The sequence below is a fragment of the Actinomadura syzygii genome (genome assembly GCF_008085905.1).
Lineage (GTDB): Bacteria > Actinomycetota > Actinomycetes > Streptosporangiales > Streptosporangiaceae > Spirillospora > Spirillospora syzygii.
Genome location: NZ_VSFF01000006.1, coordinates 189,473 through 216,104, shown reverse-complemented (window position 1 = coordinate 216,104; position 26,632 = coordinate 189,473). Strand labels below are relative to the sequence as shown.

The window sequence follows — 26,632 nt, the reverse complement described above, 5'->3', positions numbered from 1 at the left end:
GTCATCCCTCGAACTTGTAGTTCTTCGCCGAGCTCTTGATCTGCTGACTGTCGAAGTTGTTGAACGCCTGGACGAACTCGTTGGTCACGAACTGCTCGGGCTTGAACGGCGTGGGCGTCAGTTTCGTCGCGACGGAGAAGTCGCTCCACGCCTTCACGCCCGACTCGGGGAAGGAGCCCCAGTTCTTGTGGCCGTCCGGGTCGCCGCTCGTGAGGTGCGTGGTGCGCAGCGCGAGGATCCGCTTGTTGTCCTTCATCTTCTTGTCGTCGGACACGCCCGGGACGTTCGTCTTCGGATAGATCGCGTACATCATCTTGATGGCCGCCTCCGGATTGGCGGTGGCGAAGACGTCGGCCTTCGCCATCGCCCTTCCGAAGCCCTCGATCACCTTCGGGTTGGCCTTCATGAACGACTGCTTGGCGGAGAACCCGGTAGAGAAGAGCTGCTCGGAGAGCGAAGAATTGAAATAACGGAGCTTGGCGCCGAGGTTCTCCATCGCCGCGTACTGCGAGTCGAACAGCATCAGGGCGTCCACCTGCTTGCTCGTCAGCGCGTGGTAGGCCCCGGCCTCCAACCCGACCGAAACGAACTGGACGTCGGTGTCCGGGTTCAGCCCCTGCTCGCGCAGGAGGGCCTTGGCCAGCGGGATCGTCCCGCTGCCCAGGCTCTGCGCGCCGATCTTCTTGCCCTTGAAGTCGGCCCAGCTCTGGATGGGGCTGTCGGACTGGACGGCGAAGCTCGCCACCTGCGACCGCGCCCAGTTGAAGAACATCCGCTGGTCGGACCTGTTGTTCACCGCGTCGGGGATGAGCGACTGCGGCACCGGCGCGGCCATGTCCATCTGCCCGGCCGCCACCGCCTGGATCGCCTGGGTCGAGCCGGGCGTGAACGTGGTCTCGACCTTGAGGCCCTCGTCCTTGAAGTAGCCGAGGTAGCGGGCCACCGGGATGGCGGCGAAGCTGGAGTTCATCGCCTTGATGGCCAGGGCAACCTTCACCGTCCGCAGGTTCTTGCCGTTCTCTTTTGAATTGCCGCTGCCGCCGCCGCACCCGGCCGCCGTCATCAAGACGCACATCAGTATTACGCGGAATGCCAGAGAGACCGGTCTACGAGGTCCCATCTCCGTTTCCTTCCCAGTTCAATCCGGGCCCTAGTTCATCCAGCACTTGTTCATCCGGCACTTGTTCATCCGGCGCTGTCGGGAATGAGGAGAATGCGGCCGGTCGCCGAGCCGCTTTCGAGGATCTCGTGGGCTCTCGGCGCCTCCGACATCGGCAGCGTCTCCGTCACCACCGGGGTCACGAGGCCCCTTTCCAGCAGCGTCAGGACGTCCTCAAGCTGCCGCTTGGTGGTGCTCGCCGCCGACCTGATCGAGATGTCGCGGTTGCGCCAGCCCACGAGGTTCGCCTCCACCGGCGGCGGCGACTGCTGCACCTCGCCGACCAGCACGAGGCGCCCGTGCAGGGCGAGGGTCTTGACGCTCGACAGGAAGGACACGGCGCCCACGTTCTCCAGGACGATGTCGCAGCCCCGGCCGTCCGTGACGTCCAGGACCTCCTTGCTGTAGTCGGCGCCGCGCTCGACGAGGACGATCTCGTCCGCGCCCGCCTCCCGGACCGCCTCGACCTTGCCGGGCGACGTCGTCTGCGCGACCACCCGCGCGCCGGACGCCTTCGCGAGCTGGATCGCGTGCAGCCCCACGCCGCCGCCCGCCCCGGTGACCAGCACCGTCTCGCCCAGCTCAAGGTGCGCGACGTCGCGCAGCGCGTTGAGCTGGGTGCCGATGGCGCAGGACGCGACCGCGACGTCCGGCGACGTGACGCCCGGCGGCACCTTCACCAGGCTCCCGTCCGACACCGCGACCAGCTCGGCGTAACCGCCGTTCATCCCGATGTCGCCGAGGAAAACCTTGCGCGGGCACCGCGTCTCCCGGCCCGACCGGCATTCACGGCATTTCCCGCAGACTCGCTGCCGCTGGTTGGAGACCACCCGGTCGCCGACCGCGAAGTCCACGACGGCGGCGCCGATCTCGACCACCTCGCCGACGACCTCGTGCCCGGGAATGATCGGGAATCCGGTGCCCTGGATCCGGTCGCCCCGCCTCACGAGCACTTCGTGCATGCAGGCCCCGCACGCCTCGACCTTCACCACGCATTCGTCGGGGGCGGGGGACGGGGGCTCGGCGTCCGTCCACTTCATGACACTTGGCGGACCGGTTCTCTCGGCGACGACGGCCTTCATCACTCTCCGTTCGTTCGGTCTTGATCGGCGTCGTGGTCCCATTCGGCGTCGACGAAGCGGCCGCCGTCCGCCGGGAAGTTCCCGGCCCAGTCGCGCACCGCGAACAGCGACTCGCCCGCGCGCACGCGGGGCGTCAGCGTCGTCGTCTCCCGCAGGTCACGGGCCGCCGCGGTGCCCGCGACCCGCGCGGCGTCCTCCAGCGGGACGACCGCCACGCCGTCCCCGTCCGCGACGATGAGATCGCCCGGCCGCACGTACGCGCCGCAGCAGACGACGGGGACGTTGCCCCACCCGGCACGGGTCTTGCCGGTCGCCGCCGGGGTCACGCCCAGCGCCCACAGCGGGAACCCGACTCGCTCGACGTCCGCGATGTCGCGGGCATGGCCCTCGATCACCGCGCCCGCCAGCCCGCGCGCGGCGGCCGACTCGCTGACGTTCGCGCCCCACACGGCCGAGTCGACCGGCCCGTGCTGCGACGTCCACACGAGGAAGTCGCCGGGGCCCGCCACTTCGAGCATCGCGTGCAGGGTGAGGTTGCTGCCGGACAGGTCGAGCGCCGTGACGGCCCGGCCGACCGCGCGCGTGCCGGGCGCCAGCGGCCGGACGCCGCGCAGCAGGTTCCGCTGCCCCATCGCCTCGTGGACGGACGCCGCCGCCAGCCCGTCGTACGCGCGCAGCACCTCGTCCGACGGGCGCGGGGCGCGGGTGAAGACCGTCCCGCGCGGCGGCAGCCTGCTCATCGCGTCGTACCTTTCTGGAGGGCGGCCCCCAGGCCCCCGCAGTGGTGGCGCCGTGATCCTCGCTTCGCCGCGGTCATGGCGCCCCACCGAAATCGGCCAGTTCCGCCGGGTTGGTGACGAGGATGCGGTGCCGCGCCTTCTCGTCCGGGACGATCCGCTCGATCAGGTCGACCAGCACACCGTCGTCGGGCATCTCGCGGACGTTCGGATGCGGGAAGTCGGTGCCCCACAGGCAGCGCTCGGGCGCCTGCGCGGCGAGCAGCCGGGCCAGCTCCACCGCGTCGGCATAGGGCGGGCCCTCCCCGGACAGCCGGTCGACCGCGCTGAGCTTCACCCACACCCCGGCGTCGAGCAGGCCGCGGAGGGCGCGCACCTGCTCGCCGTCCAGGCCCGTCGCGAGATCGACCCGCGCCATGTGGTCGATCACCGTGGGCAGGCCGGTGGACCGGAGCGTGTCGGACATCTCGACCACCGCGTCGCCCGCGATGTGGAACGCCACGTGCCAGCCGTACGGGCGGACGAGGTCAAGGATCGTCCGCAGCTCGTCGGGCGTCGGCGGAGGCCCGAGCTGCGGCATGAACTGCACGCGCACGCCGCGCACACCCGCCTGATGCAGCGCCGCGACCTCGCCGGGCTTTGTCCGGGGCGTCAGCAGCGCCACGCCCCGGTACCGGTCGGGGAAGGCGCTCAGTGCGTCGAGCAGGGCCGAGTGATCGGTGCCGTGCGCGGCGGACTGGACGACGATGGCACGCTCCAAACCCAGCAGGTCGTGCCGTCGCCGCAGATCCTCCTTGGAGACGTCGGGCGGGTCGTAGGCGCGGTCGTCCGGAAAGGGGAAGACGTCGCCGGGGCCGAAGATGTGGCAGTGCGCGTCGCAACTGCGCGGCGGAAGCCGCAGATCGGGGATTTTCGGATCGGGGTCCGGCGGCGCGGCGACCCTCCGGGGGGAGGCGGGTTCGGACGGGGGAGGCGGCATTGTTCGGGACCTTCCTCAACGGACGCCCGTGGCGGGTGGGAGTAGTCTCGAACGCGGTGTTGACGAAGTCAACAGTTGCATTTCGCGACAGCCGGACGACCGGCCGAAGATCAGTTCTCGCGACCGTGCTGAAATGATCGCTCTAACCTGCTGAAATGCTTCCCGTGATCCTGTTCGCGGACGACTTCGCTTGCGCGGCGGGAGATGCGTCATCGCGACGTGTTGTCGTTATCATCACCGGAGCCGGAGCAAGATTCTGCCTGGCCGCTCAGGTGGCCGCGGTCGTCCGCAGCGTCTCGCGGTGCGCCAGCGCGACGGCCACCAGCTCGTCGAGCGCGTCACGGGTGCGGATCAGGTCTTCGATGTGCTCGGAGAGCCGGTCGCGCTCCTGCGCCATCCGCTCCAGCGCGCTGTCGGAGTTCTCCCGGCTGGGAGCCTCGACGCAGGGCAGTAGTTCGGCGATCGTCCGGCTGGACAGGCCCGCCGTGAACAACCGCTGGACGAACCGGACCCGCTCGACGTCGTCCTCTCCGTAGTGGCGCTGCCCGCTCGGACTCCGGGTGCTGGCCAGCAACCCCTGCTCTTCGTAGTAGCGCAGGGACCGGACGCTGGCTCCGGTCCGGGACGCGAGTTCCCCGATGCGCACGTCGTCCTCCCGGCATGTGATCCGCGGCACACCGCTTGCCTCTGACATTGATGTGAGGTTTTAGCGTAACCCCGTGCCCGAGATCCGGGCGCCACGCGAACCGGGGGTGCCGACCCGATGTCCCTTTTCACTCGCTACCAGCTCGGTGACCTGACGCTGCCCAACCGGGTGGTGATGGCCCCGATGACCCGGGTCCGCGCCGCCGCGAGCGGGCTCGCGACGTCCGCCATGGCGACCTACTACGCCCAGCGCGCGACGGCCGGGCTGATCGTGTCCGAGGGCGTGCAGCCGAGCCTCATCGGACAGTCCAACCCGGGAACCCCGGGGCTCCACACCGACGAGCAGGTCGCCGCCTGGCGTCCGGTGACCTCCGCCGTCCACGCCAACGGCGGCCGGATCTTCGCCCAGCTCATGCACGGCGGACGGGTCTCCCACCCCGACACCACCGGCTTCCAGCCCGTCGGGCCCTCGGCCGTCCCCGCCGTCGGCGACGTCTTCACCCCGACCGGGCCGCAGCCCGCACCGATGCCGCGCGCCCTGGACACCGCCGAGGTCCCGGAGCACTCCGCGTCCTACGCCGAGGCCGCCCGCCGCGCGATCGGCGCGGGCTTCGACGGCGTCGAGCTGCACGGCGCCAACGGCTACCTGATCTCGCAGTTCCTCTCGTCCAACGCCAACCTGCGTACGGACCGATACGGAGGCTCGGTGGCGGGCCGGATCCGCTTCGCCGTCGAGGCGACGGCCGCGACCGTCGAGGCGGTCGGGGCCGCGCGGACCGGCATCCGCCTGTCTCCCGGCGCGACGTTCTGGGGCGTGCGGGAGACCGACACCCTTGAGCTCTACACCGCGCTGCTGACCGAACTGGCCCGCCTCCAGGTGGCCTACGTCCACCTCGAAGCCACCGTCGACGAAGACGTAGTGGTCGAACTGCGCCGAGCGTGGCCCGGCACCCTCATCATGAACCCGTCGCTGCCCATGGGCGCCAAGCAGGCCGGACGGACCGAAGCCGACCATTGGCTCGACCTGGGCGCCGACCTCATCAGCTTCGGCCGAGCCTTCCTGGCCAACCCCGACCTGGTCGAACGCCTGCGCAACGCCCTCCCGATAGCTCCCGTGGACGAGGCGACCTTCTACCAAGGCGGCGACGAGGGCTACCTGACCTACCCCGCATATCAGTACACGTCCTGACGAGTCCCGCCTGCGGCTCGTGCCGATCGGGTCGGCACGAGCCGCAGGGACACGGTCAGGCGACGGCGGTGCCCTCCAACTCCACCATCAGATCGGGGATGGCGAGCCGCGTCACCCCGAGCATCGTGGTGGTCGGCGTCACGCCCACCGCGCCCAACCGCCCCGCGAGCACGCCGTAGTGCTCGAAGAGCCGGTCGACGTCCGTCGTGTAGACGTTGAGCCGGACGAGGTTCGCGAGCGACATGCCCGCCTCGCCGAGTACGGCCTCCAGGTTGTCGAGGCTCAGCGCCAACTGCGCCGCCATGTCACCGGCGTGCTCGGGCTTGCCGTCACCGCTCATCGCGGTCTGCCCGGAGCAGTACAGCGTCCGGGCCTGCCCGGAGACGATCTCGCCCTGGTTGTATCCCATCTCCACCGACCACGCCCACGGGTTGACCGCCGTCCGCTCCATGACCACACCATCCCCATTCGATTCGTATCGTCGAAGTGCGAAACGCCAGGTCGGTGAGGTAGCCGCCGGTCCCTGACCGTCCGCGGCTCCACCCTCCCGAAGAATCACGACACCCTCTGTCGTGTATTTCGTAGAGTCTTCGTATGCGCGCTGACCGGCTGGTCTCACTCGTGCTGCTGCTGCGCCGGCACGGTCGGCTGTCCGCGGCCGCGCTCGCCCGCGAGCTGGAGGTGTCCACCCGCACGGTGCTGCGCGACATCGAGGCGCTGTCGGCGGCGGGCGTCCCCGTCTACGCCGAACGCGGACGGCACGGCGGCTTCGCGCTGCTCCCCGGATTCCGGACGGAGCTCACCGGCTTGAACCACGACGAGGCGCTCGCCCTGCTGATCGCCGGATCACGGCGCGGCGCGCAGGCGTTCGGACTCGGCTCGGCGCTCGCCTCCGCCATGCTCAAGGTCGTGGACGCGCTCCCCGAAACCCACCGCGACACAGCGGCCGACGCGGCCCAACGCCTGCTCATCGACCCGGACATCGACCTCCTCTCCCGCCGCGAGCCCACCGAGGAGGTACTCGACGCCGTCGTGTCCGAAGTCCGGCGCGCGGTGTTCGACGGCCACAAACTGCGTATCCACTACGCGGCCTTCGGCCAGACCCCGAAGTGGCGCACAATCGACCCGATCGGCCTGGTCACGGTACGAGGCCAGGGCTACCTACTGGCCACGAGATCCGGCGAGGACCGCACCTACCGGCTGTCCCGCATATCGGCCGCCGAGGAACTGGACGAACCGGCCCAACGCCCAGACCAGGTCGACCTGGACAGGGCCTGGCAGGAACGCAGCACCCGCTTCCGCGCCGGCGGCGACCAGGTAGCCGTCCTCCTGCGCCTGAACCCGGCCCGCCGGCAAGACCTGCTGGACACCGCCCTGTCCGTCCACGCCGAAGAAACCGACCCCGACGGCTGGATACGCCTCCAAGTGACCTTCCAAGACGCGAGACACGCCGAATGGGCCCTATGGCACCTAGCCACAAACGCCGAAGCCCTAACCCCAGAGTGGCTACGCACCACCCTCCACACCCGCGCCAAGACCCTGACCACCCACTACGACCCGCCCCCATGAACCACCAGCTCCATTTCCCGTGCATAGAAACCGGATTTACGGGCCTCCGATTCTCGGTGCACCGACCGGTATGGGGTTGCCGAGAATCTCCCCTTACCGGGGCGAATGCCCACCATTTACTGCGAATATTGGCGAAGTGTCCCTAGTTTCGTTCCGTCGTCACTAGAGTGCGGGCTGAATCCCGCTGAGCGACAGGAATCGGGGGCACCGTGGAACCTGTCTTCGCGCATGCCGACCGGCTTTTCGTCCTGTTGGGCGCGCTCGTGCGCCGTCCGAGAAAACGCGAGTTGCCGGGCGAGTTACCTGGCCGGGACGGCATTCCGATTCTGAGCCTGATCGGCGACGCACAGGGCGAACTGGCCGAGCAGATCGGCCGCGCCCTGGGTAATGCGCAACCGCGGCACGTCCCGCACCGGATCATCGATATGGACGAGACATGGGCGCAGGTCGCGGCCGAGCGCGCCGACCTCTCCCCGGACTGGCGGCGGGCCGAGATGTGCCGCCGCGTCCTCGTCGCCCTGGCCGAGGAGTTCTCCTCCGCCCGATACGGCCGCGAACAGCCGGTCCGTTTCCGGCGCTTCGGCCTGGTCAACTGGCTGCTGGAAATGACCCGCACGGACGAGGCCCCCAATTCCCAGCACGCCCGCGACATGCTGCGGTGGGTGCGGAACCGCGAGATCCAACGCAGGCCATTGTTCGGATTCCTGCGGAGCCCGAACACCGAGGTGACTCTGCAGCAGCAGGTGCCCTGGTGGGCCTACCTGCTCGGCTTGTACGTGCTTCCGCTCATGTTGTTCCGGGCGTGGCGCGTGCTCGGGAGCGAGTACAGATGGCTGTTACGCCAGCCCTACATGGCTCCCGCGGATCCGGGCACCTTCGAGGGCTTCGCGCTGAGGCTCACCCAACCCCGTTGGGGACGTGAAGACCCGGCGCAGGTCAGCAAATTGATGATCAACGCCTTTTTGGAGGACCTGCGGACCGCCTACCGGCGCCGTCCCTGGCGTCGCCGCGCCTACCGGCGCACCGCCTACTGTGCGGCGTTCCTGAAAGGCGTGAGCGCCGACAACAACGGACGGGCGCTGGTCCGCGCCTTCGTCGAAGTGCGCAACGAGACCGGCGCCTTCGACCCGCTGTTGGTCGTGACGAGCAGCACGGAGGCCGAGCCCGAACACGGGCGGGTGCGGAGTCTGAACGATGACCTCGACCACTACGCCGCGTGGAGCGAGCGGCTGCGCAGCGCGGGCCACAGCCGGGACCCCGGCTTCTGGTACGTACCGCTGCGGGTGGACGCGCCGCTTCCCGCGGCGCACCCGGATCACGAGATCCAGGAGATGCGCAACGCGGTCGCCGGACGCTTCACGAACGAGCCCGCCCCGGTTCTGGCCGCCCGCTCCGCCACGGCGGTCCTCGTCGCCCTCGCGGCCCTGCTGCTCGTCGCGGGCGTCGGCTTCGCGTTCGACACCCGGCAGAACTGGGAGGAACGGCACTGCGGCCTGAGCCGGTCCGATCCCGACGCGGCGACGTTGGAGCGGGAACCGACCGGGGAGTGCATAGGCGTCGCGCCGCACGGGTACGCCTTCGGCTCAGCCGACAAGCGGATCAAGACGGCGATCAGCACCATCGCCGAGCAGAACGCCGAGGCCGACCGGATCCACCGCGAGACTCCGAGCCGGCGCGTCATCACCCTGGTGCATTTATCGGCACTGCTCAGCACACCGGCGGGCGGCGCGTCCAACGCGCTGTCCTATGTGGGGGAGCAGTTCCAGGGCGCGGCCAGCGCCCAGCGGCGGCAGCTCGACCGGCGCGGAGAGAACGATCCGGTGCTGCGCATCTTCCCGGCCAGCGCCGGTTCCGGCATGCGTTTCGGGGAGGTGGTCGCGCGCGGGATCGAGGCGATGAGGCGCGACGATCCCACGATCGTCGGCGTCACCGGCCTCGACCAGAGCCGGAAGGCGACGATCGACACGATCAACGAACTGACCCGGGTCGGGCTTCCCATGGTGGCCACGACCATGTCGGCCGACACGCTCGACGACCACTCGCCCCTCTACTACCAGGTCTCCCCGCAGAACCGGCGCGAGGCCGCCGTCGCCGCCGCGTACGCGAAGCGCCTCGCCGACAAGGGCGATCTGCGAGAGCGGAAAGTCCAGATCGTGTACTCCGCCGACCCGACCGACGAATACAGCAACAACCTGCGCGATGACGCCGCCGGGGCCTTCACGGGCGTGGGGTTCGACGTTGAGAAACGGGCGTACGCGCCTTCTACGGCTTCGACGGGCACGCCGAGCCGGCCCGGCGCGCAGACGGTCGGCGAGCGGGTCTGCGGCTACCGCGGCCTGGTCTTCTTCACCGGACGTCCCGAGGACTTCGAGAGGATCCTCAGCGGTGCCAACGGCGCCTGCGGATCCAGCCCGCCGACTCTTCTCGGTGGCGACGACGTGGCCCGACTCGCCGCCGACCCGTCCCGCCGCGGCGCCTTTCCCAGGATTCCCTACGACTTCTTGGACTTCACGCTCGGCTCGGCGTCATGCAACAGTTCAAGTGACCTCTACAGCACGATGAAGAAACTCTTCCCGGAAGAATGCAAGCAGGTCGAGACCACCTCGCTCGACGGGCACGCCGCCCTCGCCTTCGACGCGGTGAACCTGTACCTCAAGGCGGTCGGCCGCCTCCAGGACACGGCGCCTCGGTTGCAGCCCAGCGCGCTTGCCGTGTGGCAGGCGCTTAGCCGGATCCACGGCAGCTCCGCACTCGACGGGGAAAGCGGCCGCGTCGACTTCGGCGGTGTCGTGGACCAGCAGACTCCGCTCGACAAGCTCATCTCCGTCCAGCGCGTTCACGGAGCCGAACGGCCAGCGCAAGTGGGCTACTGCGGCCGTATGGGAGAACTCCGCCAAAGCGACTGGTGCCCGCCTAAGGAAGCGCTCGAACCCGTCCGGCAATGACGTCCGCGCCGATGGGCGGTCAGGAGCGGGTGCCTGCCTTTTCGCGGGTTGGGGTCAGGTGTTTCAGGGCCTGGAGGATGTCGGTTACTCGTTCCTTGGCGTCGCCGAAGAGCATTTGGGTGTTGTCGCGGAAGAAGAGCGGGTTCTGGACGCCCGCGTAGCCGGTGGCCATCGAGCGTTTGAAGACGACGACCTGCTGGGCGTTCCAGACCTCAAGGACGGGCATTCCGGCGATCGGGCTCGTCGGGTCCTCTTCGGCGGCGGGGTTGACGATGTCGTTGGCGCCGATGACCAGGACCACGTCGGCGGTGCCGAAGTCGTCGTTGATCTCGTCCATTTCGAGGACGAGGTCGTAGGGCACCTTGGCCTCGGCGAGCAGGACGTTCATGTGGCCGGGGAGGCGTCCGGCGACCGGGTGGATGCCGAACCTGACCTGGACGCCGTGGTCGCGCAGCCGCGCGGTCAGGTCCGCGACCGGGCCCTGCGCCTGGGCGACGGCCATGCCGTAGCCGGGCGTGATGATCACCGAGGAGGCTCCGGCGAGCGCCTCGGCGGTCTCCTCGGCGGTGATCTCCCGGTGCCGGCCCTGCTCGCCGCCGGACGCGGCGGGCGCTTCGAGGCCGAAGCCGCCCGCGATGACCGACAGGAACGACCGGTTCATCGCCTTGCACATGATGGCCGACAGGTAGGCGCCCGAGGAGCCGACCAGCGCCCCGACGATGATCAGCAGGTCGTTGCCGAGCAGGAACCCGGACGCGGCCGCCGCCCAGCCGGAGTAGCTGTTCAGCATGGAGACGACCACCGGCATGTCGCCGCCGCCGATGGAGGCGACCAGGTGCCAGCCGAGCAGCAGCGCGACCGCGGTGACCGCGACGAGCGCCCACGCCTGGGGCTCGACGACGAAGACGACCGTGAGCGCGGCGAACACGACGAGCGCGCCGACGTTGAGGAGGTTCTTGCCCGGCAGCATCAGCGGCGCGGACTTCATCTTGCCCGACAGCTTGCCGAACGCCACGACCGAGCCGGTGAGGGTGACGGCGCCGATGAAGACGCCGATGAAGACCTCGGCGCTGTGGATGCCGAGCATGTCCTCGCGGGCGAGCGCCGCCGCCTCCGTCCCGCCGGGGTGGCGCTCGACGTGCAGGTAGCCGCTCCAGCCGACGAGGACGGCGGCCAGCCCGACGAAGCTGTGCAGCAGCGCGATGAGCTCCGGCATCGCGGTCATCTCGACCGCCCGCGCCCGGTTCAGGCCGATCAGCGCGCCGACCGCGATCGCGGCCACGAGCAGCGCGAACGCGGGCACGTCGATGCCGTCGTCGATGGTGAGGGCGATGGTGGCGACCAGCGCCACGGCCATGCCGAGCATGCCGTAGGTGTTGCCCAGGCGGGCGGATTCGTGCCGGGAGAGCCCGGCCAGCGCGCGGATGAAGAACAGTGCCGCGACGATGTACGCGGCGGTGGCCGCGGTTGCGATCGTCATTGCCTAGCTCCTGATGAACATGGCGAGCATGCGGCGGGTGACCGCGAATCCGCCGAAGACGTTGATGCTCGCGAGCAGGATCGCCGCGAGTGACAGGACGGTGATCGCCGCGTTCCCCGAGCTGATCTGCACGAGCGCGCCGACGACGATGATCCCGGAGATCGCGTTCGTCACCGACATCAGCGGGGTGTGCAGCGCGTGGTGGACGTTCCCGATGACGTAGTAGCCGATCACGATGGCCAGCGCGAACACGGTCAGGTGCACCTGGAGCGCGGCGGGCGAGAGCGCGATCAGGCCGAACATCGCGGCGGCCGCGACGGCGACGCCGACCCGGCGCACCACCGGGTTCGCCGTGCGGGACGGGGTGTCCGCCACGACTTCCGGCGCGGGCTGGACGGCGGCCGGCGCCGCCGACACCGCCACCGGGGGCGGCGGCCAGGCCAGCTCGCCCTCGCGGACGACGGTCATCGAGCGCTGCACGACGTCGTCGAAGTCGAGGACGAGCACGCCGTTCCGCTCCGGGGTCATCAGCCGGATCAGGTTGACGAGGTTGGTGCCGTACAGCTGCGACGCCTGCGCGGGCAGCCGTCCGGCCAGGTCGGTGTAGCCGAGGATGACCACGCCGTTCGGGGTGACGACCCGCTCGCCGGGGACCGTGCCCTCGACGTTGCCGCCGTTGGCGGCGGCCATGTCGACGATCACCGAGCCCGGCCGCATCGTCGCGACCATCTCGGCGGTGATCAGCGTCGGCGCGGGCCGGCCCGGGATGAGCGCGGTGGTGACGATGATGTCGACGTCGCGGCACTGGTCGGCGTAGAGCGCGGCGGCGCGGACGTTGTAGTCGTCCGACATCTCCTTGGCGTAGCCGGTGTCCGGGGCGTCGTCCGCCTCGGGCTCGGCGACGGCGAGGTAGTCGCCGCCGAGCGAGCGCACCTGGTCGGCGACCTCCGGCCGCGGGTCGGTGGCGCGGACGATCGCGCCCAGGCTGCTCGCCGCGCCGATCGCCGCGAGCCCCGCGACACCGGCGCCCGCGACCAGCACCTTCGCCGGCGGCACCTTGCCCGCCGCGGTCACCTGGCCGGTGAAGAACCGTCCGAACTCGTGCGCGGCCTCGATCACCGCCCGGTATCCGGCGATGTTCGCCATCGAGGACAGGACGTCCATCGACTGCGCCCGGGAGATCCGCGGCACCGCGTCCAGGGACAGCGCCGTGATGGGACGCTTCGCGAGCTCCTCCACCAGTTCCGGCTTGAACCGGGGGCTCAGCAGGCCGATCAACGTGGCGCCCGGCCGCAGCGCGTCCAGCCGCTCCGGCGGGCCGACGCACAGCACCACGTCCGCGGCGTCCGCGTCGCCGATGGCGGCGCCCGCGGCCTCGTACCGGTCGTCGGTGAAGCCCGACCCGGCTCCCGCATCGGACTCAACGACCACCTCGTATCCGAGTTTCTGCAGCTGGGTAACGGTGTCCGGCGTCGCCGCCACCCTCCGCTCGCCAGGCGGATCCTCCTTGCGCACACCAATGATCATGGCAATCACCTCACAGCGGCCGGCGTCTGATATCTCGGTATCAAGCTAATTCTGCCGTGCTGGGGTCCGCATCCGCTTTGCGCTGTCTGCCAGTCTTGGCCACGACTCTTTGGGCACTTGGAACAGTCTTGATACAGACGGTGACGGTGAGGCTCCGTCAGGCTCCTCCGAGGGCGTCGGCGCCGAGCAGGGCTTTGACGTCGCCGTAGAAGGCCGGGCCCGGCGAGACCCGGAAGGGGCGGAGGTCGAACAGCACGCTCTTGGCGGCCGGACGGTGGACCAGCAGGTGGACGGGCGCCGGGCCGGGGTGGGCGGTCAGGACGTGCTTGAACTCCCGGACGAGCCGCGGGTTCAGCCGCGACTCCCGGACCGAGATCACCACGGGCGGCGCGGTACCGGCCTGGGTGAGGTCGAGGGGAGCGATCTCCTCGCCGTAGACGCTCACGGTCTCGTCCCGGACGTTGATCCGCCCCCGCAGGGAGATCACCCGGTCCTGCGCGAGTGACTCTCCGTAGAGCGTGTAGGTCTTGGGGAAGATCAGGCATTCGACGGCGCCGTCGTGATCCTCGACGGTGACGATCGCCCACGGGCTGCCCTGCTTGGTGACCTTGCGCTGCAGACCGGAAATGATCCCGGCGATCCGGACGGGTCCGTCGGCGCGGCCGGAGGCGAGCAGGTCGGCGATCGCGGTGTCGCGGTTGGCCTCCAGGACCGGCTCGGCGCCGTCCAGCGGGTGGGACGAGACGTACAGGCCGAGCATCTCCCGCTCGAAGGCCAGCAGCGTGCCCTTGTCCCATTCCGTTGCGGGGATCGCGACCGAGAACGTGTCACCTGAGTCTGTTTCGGCGAGTGCGCCGAAAAGGGAGTCCTGGCCCCGCGCCTGATTGCGTTTGACGTCGATGACCGCGTCTACCGCCTGCTCGTGGACCATGACGAGCGCCTTGCGCCGGTGGCCGACGCCGTCGTACGCGCCCGCCTTGGCCAGCGACTCGATGACGCGCTTGTTGCAGACGATCGGAGGGACCTTGGCCAGGAAATCGTTGAAATCGGTGTAGGCGCCCTTTTCGCGGCGGGTGCTCACGATCGCGTCGACGACCGACGCGCCGACGTTGCGGATCGCGCCGAGACCGAACCGGATGTCCTTTCCGACGGCGGTGAAGTTCAGCTCGCTTTCGTTGACGTCGGGCGGCAGCACCTTGATGCCGAGTCGGCGGCAGTCCGACAGGTAGACGGCCATCTTGTCCTTGTCGTCGCCGACGGAGGTGAGCAGCGCCGCGAGGTATTCGGCCGGATGGTTCGCCTTGAGGTAGGCCGTCCAGTAGGAGACGACGCCGTATCCGGCGGTGTGGGATTTGTTGAATCCGTAGCCGGAGAAGGGGACGAGAACGTCCCACACGGCCTTGACGGCTTCGTCGGAGAAGCCCCGCTCTTTCATTCCGGCGGAGAATCTGCCCCACTCGGAGTCCAGGACGTCCTTCTTCTTCTTGCCCATCGCGCGGCGCAGCATGTCGGCGCCGCCGAGGGAGTACCCGGCGAGCCGCTGGGCGATCGCCATCACCTGTTCCTGGAAGACGACCAGGTGATAGGTGTCGCCGAGGATCGGTTCGAGCGCGTCCTCAAGCTCCGGGTGGATCGGCTCGACCTTCTGCTTTCCGGTCTTGCGAAGCGCATAGTTGGTGTGGGCGTTCATCTCCATCGGCCCCGGCCGGTAAAGGGCGCTGACGGCGGCGATGTCGGTGAACACCGTCGGCTGCATCAACCGCAGCAGGACCCGCATTCCGGCGCTGTCGAGCTGGAACACCCCGAGCGTGTCGCCGCGCGCCAGCAGCTCGTAGGTCACCGGGTCGTCGAGGGGGACGTCGCGGATGTCGATCTCGACGCCCCGGTTCGCCTTGATGTTGGCGATCGCGTCGTTGACGACGGTGAGGTTCCGCAGCCCGAGGAAGTCCATCTTGAGCAGGCCCATGTCCTCGGCCTGGGTGAACGGGAACCCGGTGAGGACGGGGCCGTCCTGCTTCGGCTTCACGAGGGGGAGCACGTCGATCAGCGGCTCGGCGGAGAGGATCACGCCCGCCGCGTGGATCCCGGTGCCGCGGGCCAGCCCCTCGACGCCCCTGGCGGTGTCGAGGACGCGCTTGACGTCGGGCTCGTCCTCGTACAGCCTCCGCAGCTCGGCGGCCTCGCCGTGGCGGGGGTGCCGTTCGTCGTGGACGGCCGACAGCGGGATCTCCTTGCCGCCCGCCGCGGCCGGGAACGCCTTGGTGATCCGGTCCCCGAGCGCGTAGGGGTGGCCGAGCACGCGGCAGGCGTCCTTCACGGCGGCCTTCGCCTTGATCGTGCCGAAGGTGACGATCTGGCACACCCGGTCGGCGCCGTACGTGGCGGTGACGTAGTCGATCATCTCGTCCCGGCGGCGGTCGTCGAAGTCCAGGTCGACGTCCGGCATCGTGACGCGCTCGGGGTTGAGGAACCGCTCGAAGATCAGCTTGTGCTCGATCGGGTCGAGTTCGGTGATGCCGGTGCAGTAGGCGACCAGCGACCCGGTCGCCGACCCGCGTCCCGGGCCGAGCCCGATGCCCTGCGCGCGGGCGTACCGGCAGATGTCGGCGACGACGAGGAAATAGCCGGGGAAGCCCATGTCGTCGATCACCGACAGCTCGTAGTCCACCCGGTCGAGGACGTCTCGCGGCGGGTCGCCGCCGTAGCGGTTCCGCGCCCCCGCCAGGGTCTCCTTCCGGAGCCAGGACGACTCGGTCTCGCCCTCCGGCACGGGGAACATCGGCATCAGGTCCCGGTGCGCGAACACCTCGCTGTAGTCGCCCACGCGCTCCGCGATCAGGAGGGTGTTGTCGCACGCGCCGGGGACTTCGGCGTCCCACAACGCCCGCATTTCCTCGGCGGACTTGACGTAGTAGCCGCTCCCCGAGAACCTGAACCGCTTGGCGTCGGCGAGTTGCTTTCCCGTGCCGATGCAGAGGAGCGCGTCGTGCGCGTCCGCCTGGTTCTCGGTCACGTAATGAGAGTCGTTGGTGGCCAGCGGTGGCAGCCCCAACTCCTTTCCCAATCTCATCAGGTCGTCACGGACGCGGCGTTCGATGGCCAATCCGTGGTCCATCAGTTCCAGGTAGTAGTTCTCCTTCCCGAAGATGTCCTGGTACTTGGCGGCGGTTTCCACGGCCTCGTTGTATTGGCCCAGGCGGAGGCGGGTCTGCACCGCGCCGGACGGGCAGCCGGTCGTGGCGATGATGCCCATGCCGTGCTCGGCGAGCAGTTCGTCGTCCATTCGCGGGTACTTCTGGACGTGGCCTTCGAGCCAGGCCCGCGACTGGAGCCGGAACAGGTTGCGCAGGCCGTCCGCGTCGGCCGCCCACATCGTCATGTGCGTGTACAGGCCACGACCGGAGACGTCGCCGCCCGCGCCGGTGACCTCGTCCGACCGGCGCAGCGCGGGGTCGTCGCTGTAGAACACCGGCTTGCGATGATGTCGTGAAGCCGGGGCCAGATAGCTCTCGATGCCGATTATCGGCTTGATCGCCGCCTTGCCCGCCGCCCGGTAGAACTCGTACGCGCCGTGCACGTTGCCGTGGTCGCTCATCGCCACGGCGGGCATCCGCAGCCGGGCCACCTCGTCCATCAGCGGGCCGACCTTGGCGGCGCCGTCGAGCATGCTGTACTCCGTATGCACATGGAGGTGCACAAAGGACCGCGTCGGCAACCACGCCTCCCGGTTGTAGGCTCGTCCGCGACGAAGAGCATTCGAACCGGGGAACAGCAGCATTGTCCAACAACCAACACGCCGATGAACCACAACCATCGGTTGTGAGCAAAGGTGAAGCGGACCTGGATCTGGCGGCGGTGCGCGCCTTCGTCGCCATCACCGAGGACCGCTATTTCAGCGAAGCCGCGGCCAGGCTGGGAATCAGTCAGCAGGCCATTTCGAAGCGCATCGCCAAACTCGAATCCGTCCTCGGCGTGCCCCTTTTCGCCCGCTCACGAGGCGGCGCCGACCTCACCGACGACGGCGCCGCGTTCCTGCCCCACGCGCGTGTGCTCGTCGGCACCGCCGACCAGGCCCTGGAGCTGCTGCGCAACCGGCGCCGCGCCCTGCGGGTGGACGTGCTGGACACCCGGGTGGCGCCGATCGACCTGGTCCGGGCCTTCCACGGGACCGTCCCGGACGTGGACATCGAGATCATCACCTCGGACGGCCTCCGGTCCGCCCGCGACGCGCTGGCCCGCGGCTCCGTGGACGCCGCCTTCTGCAGGGTCGGCGGGACGCCGGGGGAGGACCTGGTGTGCCTACCCGCGCACCTCGAACCGGCGCATCTGCTGGTCGGCCGCGACCATCCCTTCGCCGGTCTGCGGCAGGTGGAGATCGCGCGGCTGGCGGGTTTCACCGTGTGGATGCCCGGCAACGCCGCCGGAAGCGAATGGGCCGAATACCACGAGCTTCTCAGCGCCGAATTCGGCTTCCGGATCGACACCACCGGGCCGAACTTCGGCTATGAGCATTTCGTGGCCGAGGTCGCATCCGGCGAACGCGCGACAAGCATCGTCGGGGAGGACGTCCGGATTCCCTGGCATCCGGACACCGTCCGAATTCCCTTGGTCGACCCCGTCCCCCTCTACCCGTGGTCGATGCTCTACCACCGCCGCAACCACCACCCCGCCCTCGCCCTGCTCGCCCATCACATCACCCGCAATTACCGCCCGTTCGACCCAAGACACAAATGGCTCCCGGCCACCGATCGCGCCGCGTTCACGGCTGTTCAGGGGGCACGGCGGTAATGAGCGGAGCGGGGCGGAAACCCTTGGTCGTGAGCCAGATCGCCAGGGACGCTTCCCAGATGATTTCTGGTGTCGTGAACAGGAAATTCAGCGCGGATTCCTGCTCGTAGGCGCCCAGGATGTAGTTCGTATTATTGAGGACAGGGTCGTACGGCAGCACGGCTAGAATTGAGAATACGAAGGTGAGGATAAAGCAGATTCCGGCAATTCTGGCGGTCCGCTGAGCGGCTTCCGGCGTCCGGGATTCGGTCGTGTCCGCGCGGCTCCCAAGGCTTGGGGCGGCCCGCTGGCGCGGCCGTGATCGTAGAGAACCACGCTGCACGGACGCTGTCTCCACCCGGCGATGGCCGGTTCGAGCCGCGCGTGATGTCCGGCACGCGCGACGCGCGGTGCCCGCGGGAGCCCCGGCCTGGCACGTTCATCCTCTCCGGGGCCTATTCGCTTGGTGTGGAAATTGATATGATATTGGCGTCTAGGAAAGGATGCTCATGTCATTTACCGCGTCTTCGGCTGCCGAGTCCTTCGCGTCCTGGATCGACGGATCATGGCGCGAAAGCGACACGCGGTACCCGGCGCTGAATCCGGCCACGGGGCAGCCGTTCACCAATTTGGCGGCGGCGTCGACACAGGACGTCGATATCGCCGTCGCGAGTGCCGGGGCGGCCTTCCGCAAAACCCGCGGCGCACGGCCCGCCACCCGCGCGGGATGGTGCCGTTCGGCCGCGCAGGCGCTACTCGCCTCGCACGAGGAACTCGCCGAGGTCCTGTCCACCGAACACGGGAAGCCGGTCGCCGAGGCGCGCGGCGAGATCCTGTTCGCGGTCCGCGGGCTGGAGATGGCCGCGGAGTCGGTGCTCGCCCTGGGCGGCGAGTTGCCGCAGGTGGACGACCCGAACAAGCGGGTGATCGTGCGCCGCGAAGGGCTCGGCGTGTGGGCGGTCGTCACCCCGTGGAACTTCCCGGTGAACATCCCGGTCGAGTACATCGGCCCGGCCCTCGCGTCCGGCAACGCCGTCGTGTGGAAGCCCGCTCCCACCACGGCCGTCGTCGCGGCGAAGTTCCGGGAGATCCTCCTCACGGCGGATTTCCCGCAGGAACTGCTGCAGTTGGTGATCACGAATGAGGTCGAGGTCGCCAGCCATCTGGTGACGCACCCGGAAATCGTCGCGGTCGGATTCACCGGCGGCAGCGGCACCGGCCAGTCCATCGCCAAATCGGCCTGGGACAAGAAACTCCTCCTGGAGTTGGGGGGAAATTCGCCCGTCGTCGTTCTCGGCGACGCCGACCTCGAAACAGCGGCGGCGGCGATCTCCAACGCGGCGTTCTGGAATGCCGGGCAAGTGTGCAGCGCCGCCGGAAAAGTGCTCGTGGCGGCGTCGTGCGCGGACGAACTCGCGCAACTGCTCGCGAAGCGCGCCGACGACACAGTCGTCGGGTCCCCCCTCGACCCCGACGTCACGATGGGACCGGTCCACCTGGAGTCGGGCATCGTCCGATACGAACGGCTGATCGCGGACGCCCGGGAACGCGGCGCGACCGTCGTCACCGGTGGCGAGCGGATCGCGGAGAAGGGCGGCTTCTTCTTCCGGCCCACCGTCCTCACCTCGGTCGGCCGTGACGCCGCCGTCTTCTCAGAGGAGACCTTCGGCCCGGTCGCCTCGCTGACGGTCTTCGACGACGAGGAAGACATGATCGTCGCAGCGAACGCCGGTGATTTCGGGCTCGTCGGCTCGCTGTTCACGACCGACCTGTCCAAGGGATTCCAGCTCGGCGAGCGCATCGACTGCGGGTTGGTGGTGGTCAACGACACCACCAACTACTGGGAGTACAGCCTTCCGTTCGGCGGAGCGGCCGGACGGCACTCCGGCCGGGGCCGACTCGGCGGACGCTGGGTCATCGACGAGTTCAGCCAGGTCAAGACCCTCGCGATCGACGTCCGGTGAAACCCCGTCGGCGCCCGCATGAGTGATCATGCGGGCGCCGGCGAGGTTCGCGGTCAGGCCGAGGTCTCCGCCCGGCCGGTGAGACTCGAGTCCGCGAGCACCGCGTCCTGGTCCTGGCCGAGGGTCGGGGCCGGAGCCGGGTCCGGGGGAGTGTGGTCGCGCATCGTGAACGGGAATCCCTTGCGGCGCGACTCGCCGTCGCCCAAGAAGACCCGCCGGTCACGGAACCGCGGTTCGCGGCCGCGTTCGGTCGCCGAGAGCACCGGCGCGTTGGCCACGCCCGCCTCGGTCAGGGCGTCGACGCACTCCGTCCGGGAACGGGCGCGAGTCCATGCCGTGACCAGCTCGTCCACGAGACTCTCGTGCTGCCACCACCACTCTTCGGATCTCCCCGCCAGCTCGCCGGGTGCGACGAGTTCCGCGAGTGCGTCGCGTCCGGCCTGGTGGTGGCACGCGATCGCGACCCATTCGCCGTCGCCCGCGCAGGGGTAGACGTCGTGCGGGGTGGCGCCGGGACGCCGGTTGCCGGTGGGCCCGGGGAGCGCGCCCGTCGCCGTGTGCTCGGCGATCCGGTCGGCGAGCGTCCAGGTGATGAGCTCGCGCTGCGCGACGTCCAGGTGGACGCCGCGGACGTCACGTTCCAGGCAGTACGCGACGATCGCCGCGCCGAACAGGGACGCCGCCTGGTCGGGGTAGTTGACCTCGGCGGACGACCACATCGGCCCGCCGTCCAGGTATCCCGTCACCGAGGCCAGCCCCGACAGCAGGTCGAGCGTCGACCCGTACGACCTGCGGCCCGCCTCGGGACCGTCCTGCCCCTGGCTCGACAGGGAGAGGTAGACGAGCCGCGGGTTGACCGCGCGCAGCGTCTCGAAGTCGGCGCCGAGCCGCTCGGTCACGCCCACCGTGAAGTTCTCGATCACGACGTCCGCGCGGGCGGCCAGCCGGTGCAGCGCCGCGCGCCCGGCCTCGGTCTTGAGCTCCAGCACCACGGCCAGCTTGCCCGCGTTGTTGGACTCGAACATGGGGGAGACGCCCCGGCCGTCCGCGTCCGGGGCGCGGCCCGCCACCGGCCACTGCCGGAACGGGTCCGGGCGGCCCGCCGACTCGACCTTGATCACGGTGGCGCCGTAGTCGGCGAGGAGCCGGCCGGTGGCCGCGCCCGCCGTGATCGTCCCGAGGTCCAGCACGGTCACGCCCGCGAGCGGCGCCTCCCGCCCGTTCCGGGACGTCCCCCCGCAGGGGTGGGACGGTGACGGCGCCTCGGCTGTTACGGCGCCGTCACCGAGCTTGGGCGGCGGACCCGAGCGCCACGGCAGGCCCGTGGCACGCACTGGGGGTCCGACCTGGGCGGACGTCCGGTCTCCCGGCCGCGTACGGAAGAAGTCGCGCGAGCCGTACTGCCGGTCTTCGAGCAGGTCGCCCAGGCCGGCGCTGAAACCGATGGCGAGTCCGAGCGCCTGGGCACGCTCGTAGACCGTCCGCTTGGGCAGGCCCGCCGCCCACCGCTCGATCTCCCACCACCCTTCGGGGGACGGCCCCGGCGCCGACCCTCCGACAAGGTCCATCAGCAGATCCCACTGCTCGGGCTGGAAGATGACGCCGACCCAGCCGTCCGCCGCGCGGACGATGCGCCACTGCCCCGACGCGGCCCCGGTGCGCGTCGGCGAGGTACCGGCGAAAGCCGCCTCGATGTCGCTCTTCCAGTCGATGTACGCCGCGACGTCGCACAAGGCCACATCGACGACGTCGCCTGAACCGATGACGTCGCCCGAACCGATGACGTCGCCCGAACGGCGGCGGAGCGCGAGCATGCCGCCGAGAAGGCCCGCGAAGGCGGCGGCGTGCGCCGCCTGCTCGCCGCCGAGGCTCAGCGGGGAGCGGTCCGGCTCGCCGATCATCGAGGCGAGGCCGCCGTAGCACTCGGCGAGCAGGCTGTCGGCGGGGTGGTCGGAGCGCGGGTCGGCGAGGCCCGCCGCCGTGATGCTCACGGCGACGAGGCCCGGCCAGGCGGCGCGGATCTCCGGCGCGGTCAGGCCGGCCGCCCGCGCCCGCGCCGGGCCGAGGTCGGTGAGCAGGAGGTCGGCACGGTCCAGCAGGCGGCCCAGCGTCGTCCGGCCGTCCGGCGTGTCCAGGTCGACGACGACGCTGCGCTTGTCGGCGTCGAGGCTGGCGAACGCGAAGCCGACGCCCTGCTCGTCCAGCGGGGGCCGCGTGCGCAGCGGGTCCCCGCCGGGCGGCTCGCACAGGACCACGTCGTGCCCGAGCCCGGCCAGGATCCGGCCGCAGACCCGCGTGGCCACGCCGCCCGCCAACTCGACGACCCGGAGCGCCGTCCCGGTATCGCCGTCCCGCTGCTCGTCGGATGGAGTCATCGGCTAGCGCGCAGTCTCGGCGGCGCCCGGCCCGGTGCGCTCCCACTCCCAGCCGCCCTCGGGACGGGGCCAGTTCAGCACCGTGGCGGCCGTCCGGCCGAGCATCCAGACCTTGTCCTCCTCGCTGAGGAAGTCGAGCGTGTACCGGACGTGGTCGAGGTTCTCCCGCCACGTCGCGCCGCGGACCCGCGTCGTGTCCGAGGCCCACATGAGCCGCTGCGGCCCGTACGCCTCGTAGACGCGGCGCAGGGTCGGGGTCAGCGACGGGTAGGGGTACGGCTCGTTCGTGTAGTCGGGGATCGCGGAGTACTTCATGTAGACGTTCGGGTACTTCACGAGCGGGAAGATGTCGTCGATGTGCGCCCACAGGTCTTGGGTGTCCGGGTCGCCGATGATCAGGCCCATGTGGTCGACGATCAGCCGCAGGTCGGGGTGCCGCTCCGCGATCGCCGCGACCTTGCGGACCTCCGGCCCGTAGATCAGCAGCATCAGCGGGATGCCGAGCCGCTCCGCCGCCTCCCAGAACCACGGGAACGTGTCGACGTCGATCCAGTCGCGTCCGCGGAAGTCCGGGTAGCTCATCCGGATGCCGCGCATGAACGGGTCGTCGAACCAGCGCTCGATGCGCTCGCGGTCCGGGTCCCAGAGGTTGAACCGGCCCATCACGCCGAACCGGCCCGGGTGCTGCGCGGCCCAGCCGAGCGCGGGCCCGTTGTCGTCACCCGCCCAGATCGCCGGGACGATCGCCACGGCGTCGATCCCGAGTTCGTCCATCCGGGGCAGGATCTGCTCAGGAGTGGACTCCGGTTTCCCGTTGTAGGACTCCCCGATGTCCGGCCAGGGCCGCTCGGGGGTGTTGGGCAGGAACATGTGGATCTGGGTGTCGAGAATGAACACGCTTCTCCCTCACCGAGGTTGCGGAACGGACGCCTGAGCCGGTGTCGTCGGCCGTGGAGTGAACGCGATGCTGCGGTACCACAGCCGCCACGGCGTCTTGTGCCTGGACCAGGAGGCGGGGCCCGGGGACCAGACCTCCTCCGCTCTCAAAGTGCGCAGCGTCTCCAGGACCTGCTCCCTGGTGGCGCTCGCCAGTTCGTAGACGGCCAGGTAGCGCGGGCAGCCGGGGTCCGGGTGCTCCAGCGCGTGCCGGAGCTTGTAGACGCTCCCGCGGCTGAAGCCGCCCTTGTCCGTCGCCTCGGGCACGTGGACGCCGGTGTAGAACTCGTCGAACTCGGCCAGCCCGTCGCCGATGTCGTCGGGCGGGTCGATCCCGATGATGTAGATCGCGTCCGGCGTGCCCGTCGCGGGCGACGTCTCCATGGCCTTCTCGTAGATCACCCGCCAGCGGTGGGTGAGCAGGTCCGGCCAGAGCGGCGGGTCGTCGCTGTAGCTGGGATGGGTACCGGCGGGCGCGGTCGTCGAGGCGAGGTAGGCGTCGGCGCCCTCCGCGCTCGCCACCTCGTAGGCGGCGAGGTACTTCGCGCCGTAGTCGCCTCGCGCGTCCTGCACCTGGAGTTCGTACCGGTGCGAGGACGTGAAGCCCGGATGCCTAGCAAAGACCTCCGGGACGTGGGTCCCGTCGTAGAAGCGGTTGAAGCGCGCGATGTCAGCCGGGTCCGAGCTGTCGAAGTCGAGGGCGATCCAGTACAGGAAGTCGCTGGAGAAGGGCGTCGCGGTCATCGCCCGCCGTCCTTGCCCGCCCCGTTCTCGCTCGCCTCGTTCTTGCCCGCCTCGTTCTTGCCGACCGCGCGGCGGTAGGTCGTCGCGCCGTCGGACAGGACGTCGCTGCGGGTCAGGATCTGCGCGCGGACGTCCTCGCCGTAGCGCAGCGCCGTGGTCCAGTCCGTGATGTGCTGCGGGATCTCGTGCAGCGCCCGCTTCGACCAGTCGAGGCTGACCGGGTCGAACTCCGCGATCTCGCGGGCGAGCGCGACGGCGGCGTCGGCGAGCTCGGCCAGCGGGACCGCCTCGTTGACGAGCCCCCACTCGGCGGCCCTGGTGCCGCTGATGCGCTTGGTGGTCAGCACCATCCAGGCCGCGCGCTTCGGCGAGAGCCGCAGCTGCGTCGACGGCCCGGCGAGCCCCGGATACAGGCCGAACCCGAGTTCCGGCATGCCGAGCTGGGCCTCGTGCGCCGCGATCGCCAGGTCGGACGAGTTGACCAGCGTGACGCCCCCGCCGAGCGCGAACCCGTTGACCGCCGCGATGACGACCGCCGGATGCCGCCGGATCTTCTCCTGGACGGTGTGCCAGCTCGTCCGCCGCCCCTCGACGGTGTCGTCGGCTCCGGGACCCTCCTCGCCCGACTCCTTGAGGTCGACGCCGGAGCAGAAGGCGGTGCCCGCGCCGGTCAGGACGATGACCCGGGCCGTCCCGTGGCAGGCGTCCAGGGCGTCCAGCAGCGCCGACCGCGCGGCGCGGCTCATCGCGTTGCGCTTCTCCGGCCGGTTGAGGGTGATCCGGGCGACGCCGCCGCCGAGGTCCTCGTGCAGGACGAGCCGCTCGTCCGGTCCCGCGCTCATTCGGAGTCCTCCGGACGCTCGACGGCGAACTTCAGGATCGTCCGCTCGCTGAAACCGGGCTCGAACACGGCCCGGACGGGCAGGTCGAAGGCGAGATCGTCCGGCGCCTCCACCAGGGTGCTGATGATGGGCGGGCCCTCGTCGAGCTTGATGTAGGCCACCAGGTACGGCCTGACGTCGTCGAACGCGCTGAGGTACCGCTGGTGCATCCGGATCCAGGACCACAGCCGTCCCCTGCCGCTGACCGCGCGCCAGGTGAAGGAGCCCGAAAGGCAGCGCGGGCACACCTCGCTGTCGGGGAAGCGGTACTCGCCGCACGCGTCGCAGTTCTGCAACCGCAGCTCGCTCTCGGCGAGGCCGTCCCAGTACGGCTGGTTCTCCGGCGTGATCTCCGGCAGCAGCGCCTCGTAGCTCTCGGCCCTGCTCTGGGTGCTCTGGGTGCTCATCGCGCGACCGCCCCGTCGTTGGTGAGGATGTGCGAGGTGACGATCGGCGACGCGCACATGTACTGCACCGTCGAGCATCCCGGCACCTGCCTGGCGCCCGCCTCGCCGCGCAGCTGGCGCACCGACTCGACGTGGTGCGCCCAGCCCTGCATGTAGCTCTCGCTGGTGTGCCCGCCCGCCGTGTTCAGCGGACGCGGCCCGTCGTGGCGGATCTTCTCCTCGTCCACCCACTGCCACGCCTCGCCGCGCGGCGCGTGGTTGAAGCCTTCGAGGGTGAAGAGGATGGTGGGCGTGAAGTTGTCGTAGATCTGCAAGCAGTCGACCTCCTCCGGCGTGATCCCGGACTGCTCGTAGAGCCGGCTGGCCACGTCCTGGCTGGCGGAGTAGAAGAAGTCCTCCGCCGTGTAGTAGTTGGTGACGTGCCCCATCCCCGCCGTCGCGGCGACGCGCACCGGCGGCTTGCGCAGCGACCTGGCGCGCTCCATCGAGGTGACGATGAACGCGACGGCGCCGTCGTTGATGAGGCAGTAGTCGAGCAGCCGCAGCGGCTCGGCGATGTACCGGGAGTTCAGGTACTCCTCGCGGGTGAACTCCTTCTGCAGGACGGCGACCGGGTTCAGCGCGGCGTGCCGCCGGTTGTTGATCGCCAGCGGCGCCAGCGCGTCCTCGCCCGCCCCGTACATGCCCCGGTACCGCTGGTACATCAGGGCGACGTAGGCGCCCGGCGAGGTCATGCCGTACATCTCGTCGTAGGCGGCGGTCGGGCCGCCGCCGTCGCCGCCGTACTTGACCTTCGCCGACCGCCCGTTGTTGCCGTAGACGCACGCGACCACGTCGGCCATGCCGCTGGAGATCAGCGCGACGGCCTCCTGGAGCGCGATGCCGCTCATCCGCCCCGTCCCCTCAAGGTCGTGGACGAAGCGCGGGTGCGGCAGCCCGGCGACGGTGGCGAGCCGGTCGTAGGGGATGCGGCAGGTGAGCAGGCCGTCGATCTCGTCCTTGTCGATCCCGCAGTCCTCGATCGCCTCGCGGAGCGCGCCCGCCGCCAGGGCGAAGGCGTCGCGGGGCCGGTCCGAGGCGGCGTAGAGCGAGCGGAAGTCCGACTGCCCTACGCCGACGATCGCGATATCGGTTGGCTCGTGCTGCATGCGTCTCTCCGGTCGGTTGGCGTTGCTTGCCCGCCCGAGTCGGGAGCGGCTCTCGGGGGTGTGCCGCCGCGGGGGTGCCGCGCGGTCGGGCCGGGCGC

21 protein-coding genes are annotated in these 26,632 nt (G+C 69.9%); 5 read left to right on the top strand and 16 right to left on the bottom strand.

What is annotated here, in order from left to right:
* Position 1: 1 nt before the first annotated feature.
* The 5 genes from FXF65_RS16295 to FXF65_RS16275 form a co-directional block, all read right to left on the bottom strand.
* Positions 2-1,063 carry an ABC transporter substrate-binding protein gene (locus tag FXF65_RS16295; RefSeq protein ID WP_187412334.1) on the bottom strand — a complete coding sequence of 354 codons (1,062 nt, stop codon included), beginning with the start codon at positions 1,061-1,063 and terminating at the stop codon, positions 2-4.
* A 122-nt stretch (positions 1,064-1,185) separates the two neighbouring features.
* Positions 1,186-2,199, bottom strand: a complete 1,014-nt coding sequence (locus FXF65_RS16290; protein WP_187412333.1) for an alcohol dehydrogenase catalytic domain-containing protein — start codon at positions 2,197-2,199, stop codon at positions 1,186-1,188.
* Positions 2,200-2,240: 41 nt separating this feature from the next.
* Complete coding sequence (locus FXF65_RS16285) at positions 2,241-2,981, bottom strand: RraA family protein (RefSeq protein WP_148350808.1); 741 nt, start codon at positions 2,979-2,981, stop codon at positions 2,241-2,243.
* 73 nt (positions 2,982-3,054) lie between these two features.
* Positions 3,055-3,957, bottom strand: a complete 903-nt coding sequence (locus tag FXF65_RS16280) for an amidohydrolase family protein (RefSeq protein ID WP_148350807.1) — start codon at positions 3,955-3,957, stop codon at positions 3,055-3,057.
* A gap of 268 nt (positions 3,958-4,225) precedes the next feature.
* The gene (locus FXF65_RS16275) at positions 4,226-4,603 is read right to left on the bottom strand and encodes a MerR family transcriptional regulator (RefSeq protein ID WP_148350806.1); all 378 of its coding nucleotides are present in this window, start codon (positions 4,601-4,603) and stop codon (positions 4,226-4,228) included.
* A gap of 117 nt (positions 4,604-4,720) precedes the next feature.
* On the opposite strand from FXF65_RS16275, the gene FXF65_RS16270 reads away from it, so the two are divergent.
* Complete coding sequence (locus FXF65_RS16270; protein ID WP_148350805.1) at positions 4,721-5,791, top strand: alkene reductase; 1,071 nt, start codon at positions 4,721-4,723, stop codon at positions 5,789-5,791.
* A 55-nt stretch (positions 5,792-5,846) separates the two neighbouring features.
* On the opposite strand, the gene FXF65_RS16265 is transcribed toward FXF65_RS16270, so the two are convergent.
* Positions 5,847-6,242 carry a RidA family protein gene (locus FXF65_RS16265; RefSeq protein WP_148350804.1) on the bottom strand — a complete coding sequence of 132 codons (396 nt, stop codon included), beginning with the start codon at positions 6,240-6,242 and terminating at the stop codon, positions 5,847-5,849.
* A 143-nt stretch (positions 6,243-6,385) separates the two neighbouring features.
* Here FXF65_RS16265 and FXF65_RS16260 point away from each other — a divergent pair, with 143 nt between their 5' ends.
* Both FXF65_RS16260 and FXF65_RS16255 read left to right on the top strand, forming a co-directional pair.
* The gene (locus FXF65_RS16260; RefSeq protein ID WP_148350803.1) at positions 6,386-7,360 is read left to right on the top strand and encodes a helix-turn-helix transcriptional regulator; all 975 of its coding nucleotides are present in this window, start codon (positions 6,386-6,388) and stop codon (positions 7,358-7,360) included.
* A 209-nt stretch (positions 7,361-7,569) separates the two neighbouring features.
* A complete protein-coding gene (locus tag FXF65_RS16255) occupies positions 7,570-10,305 on the top strand; it encodes a hypothetical protein (protein ID WP_148350802.1) in 2,736 nt (911 codons plus the stop codon).
* A gap of 19 nt (positions 10,306-10,324) precedes the next feature.
* Here the strand turns inward: FXF65_RS16255 and pntB are convergent, their stop codons facing one another.
* The 3 genes from pntB to dnaE form a co-directional block, all read right to left on the bottom strand.
* Positions 10,325-11,785: a Re/Si-specific NAD(P)(+) transhydrogenase subunit beta gene (pntB, locus tag FXF65_RS16250; RefSeq protein WP_148350801.1), complete on the bottom strand. Its 1,461-nt coding sequence runs from the start codon at positions 11,783-11,785 to the stop codon at positions 10,325-10,327.
* Positions 11,786-11,788: 3 nt separating this feature from the next.
* Positions 11,789-13,312 carry a Re/Si-specific NAD(P)(+) transhydrogenase subunit alpha gene (locus FXF65_RS16245; RefSeq protein ID WP_148350800.1) on the bottom strand — a complete coding sequence of 508 codons (1,524 nt, stop codon included), beginning with the start codon at positions 13,310-13,312 and terminating at the stop codon, positions 11,789-11,791.
* Positions 13,313-13,469: 157 nt separating this feature from the next.
* Entirely contained in the window at positions 13,470-17,027 is a 3,558-nt protein-coding gene (gene dnaE / locus FXF65_RS16240) for a DNA polymerase III subunit alpha (protein ID WP_281288912.1), read from the bottom strand.
* Between the two features lie 104 nt (positions 17,028-17,131).
* On the opposite strand from dnaE, the gene FXF65_RS16235 reads away from it, so the two are divergent.
* Positions 17,132-18,100 (top strand): LysR family transcriptional regulator, encoded by a 969-nt coding sequence (locus FXF65_RS16235; protein ID WP_148350798.1) that lies wholly within the window; start codon positions 17,132-17,134, stop codon positions 18,098-18,100.
* Here FXF65_RS16235 and FXF65_RS16230 read toward each other — a convergent pair.
* Positions 18,072-18,260: a hypothetical protein gene (locus tag FXF65_RS16230; RefSeq protein ID WP_148350797.1), complete on the bottom strand. Its 189-nt coding sequence runs from the start codon at positions 18,258-18,260 to the stop codon at positions 18,072-18,074. The two genes, FXF65_RS16235 and FXF65_RS16230, sit on opposite strands and share 29 nt — an antisense overlap.
* Positions 18,261-18,588: 328 nt before the next feature.
* On the opposite strand from FXF65_RS16230, the gene FXF65_RS16225 reads away from it, so the two are divergent.
* Positions 18,589-20,043, top strand: a complete 1,455-nt coding sequence (locus FXF65_RS16225) for an aldehyde dehydrogenase family protein (RefSeq protein ID WP_187412332.1) — start codon at positions 18,589-18,591, stop codon at positions 20,041-20,043.
* 53 nt (positions 20,044-20,096) lie between these two features.
* Here FXF65_RS16225 and FXF65_RS16220 read toward each other — a convergent pair whose 3' ends face one another.
* From FXF65_RS16220 to FXF65_RS16195, 6 genes are read right to left on the bottom strand one after another with little or no spacing between them, the layout of a single operon-like run.
* A complete protein-coding gene (locus FXF65_RS16220; RefSeq protein WP_148350795.1) occupies positions 20,097-22,418 on the bottom strand; it encodes a CoA transferase in 2,322 nt (773 codons plus the stop codon).
* 3 nt (positions 22,419-22,421) lie between these two features.
* The gene (locus FXF65_RS16215) at positions 22,422-23,315 is read right to left on the bottom strand and encodes an amidohydrolase family protein (RefSeq protein ID WP_148350794.1); all 894 of its coding nucleotides are present in this window, start codon (positions 23,313-23,315) and stop codon (positions 22,422-22,424) included.
* Between the two features lie 9 nt (positions 23,316-23,324).
* On the bottom strand, positions 23,325-24,098 hold the full coding sequence (locus FXF65_RS16210; protein ID WP_148350793.1) for a DUF4286 family protein: 774 nt from the start codon (positions 24,096-24,098) through the stop codon (positions 23,325-23,327).
* The gene (locus FXF65_RS16205) at positions 24,095-24,940 is read right to left on the bottom strand and encodes an enoyl-CoA hydratase/isomerase family protein (protein WP_148350792.1); all 846 of its coding nucleotides are present in this window, start codon (positions 24,938-24,940) and stop codon (positions 24,095-24,097) included. The genes FXF65_RS16210 and FXF65_RS16205 overlap by 4 nt, the downstream gene beginning before the upstream one ends.
* On the bottom strand, positions 24,937-25,386 hold the full coding sequence (locus tag FXF65_RS16200; RefSeq protein ID WP_187412331.1) for a Zn-ribbon domain-containing OB-fold protein: 450 nt from the start codon (positions 25,384-25,386) through the stop codon (positions 24,937-24,939). The genes FXF65_RS16205 and FXF65_RS16200 overlap by 4 nt, the downstream gene beginning before the upstream one ends.
* Complete coding sequence (locus FXF65_RS16195; RefSeq protein ID WP_148350790.1) at positions 25,383-26,534, bottom strand: thiolase family protein; 1,152 nt, start codon at positions 26,532-26,534, stop codon at positions 25,383-25,385. The genes FXF65_RS16200 and FXF65_RS16195 overlap by 4 nt, the downstream gene beginning before the upstream one ends.
* Positions 26,535-26,632: the final 98 nt, after the last annotated feature.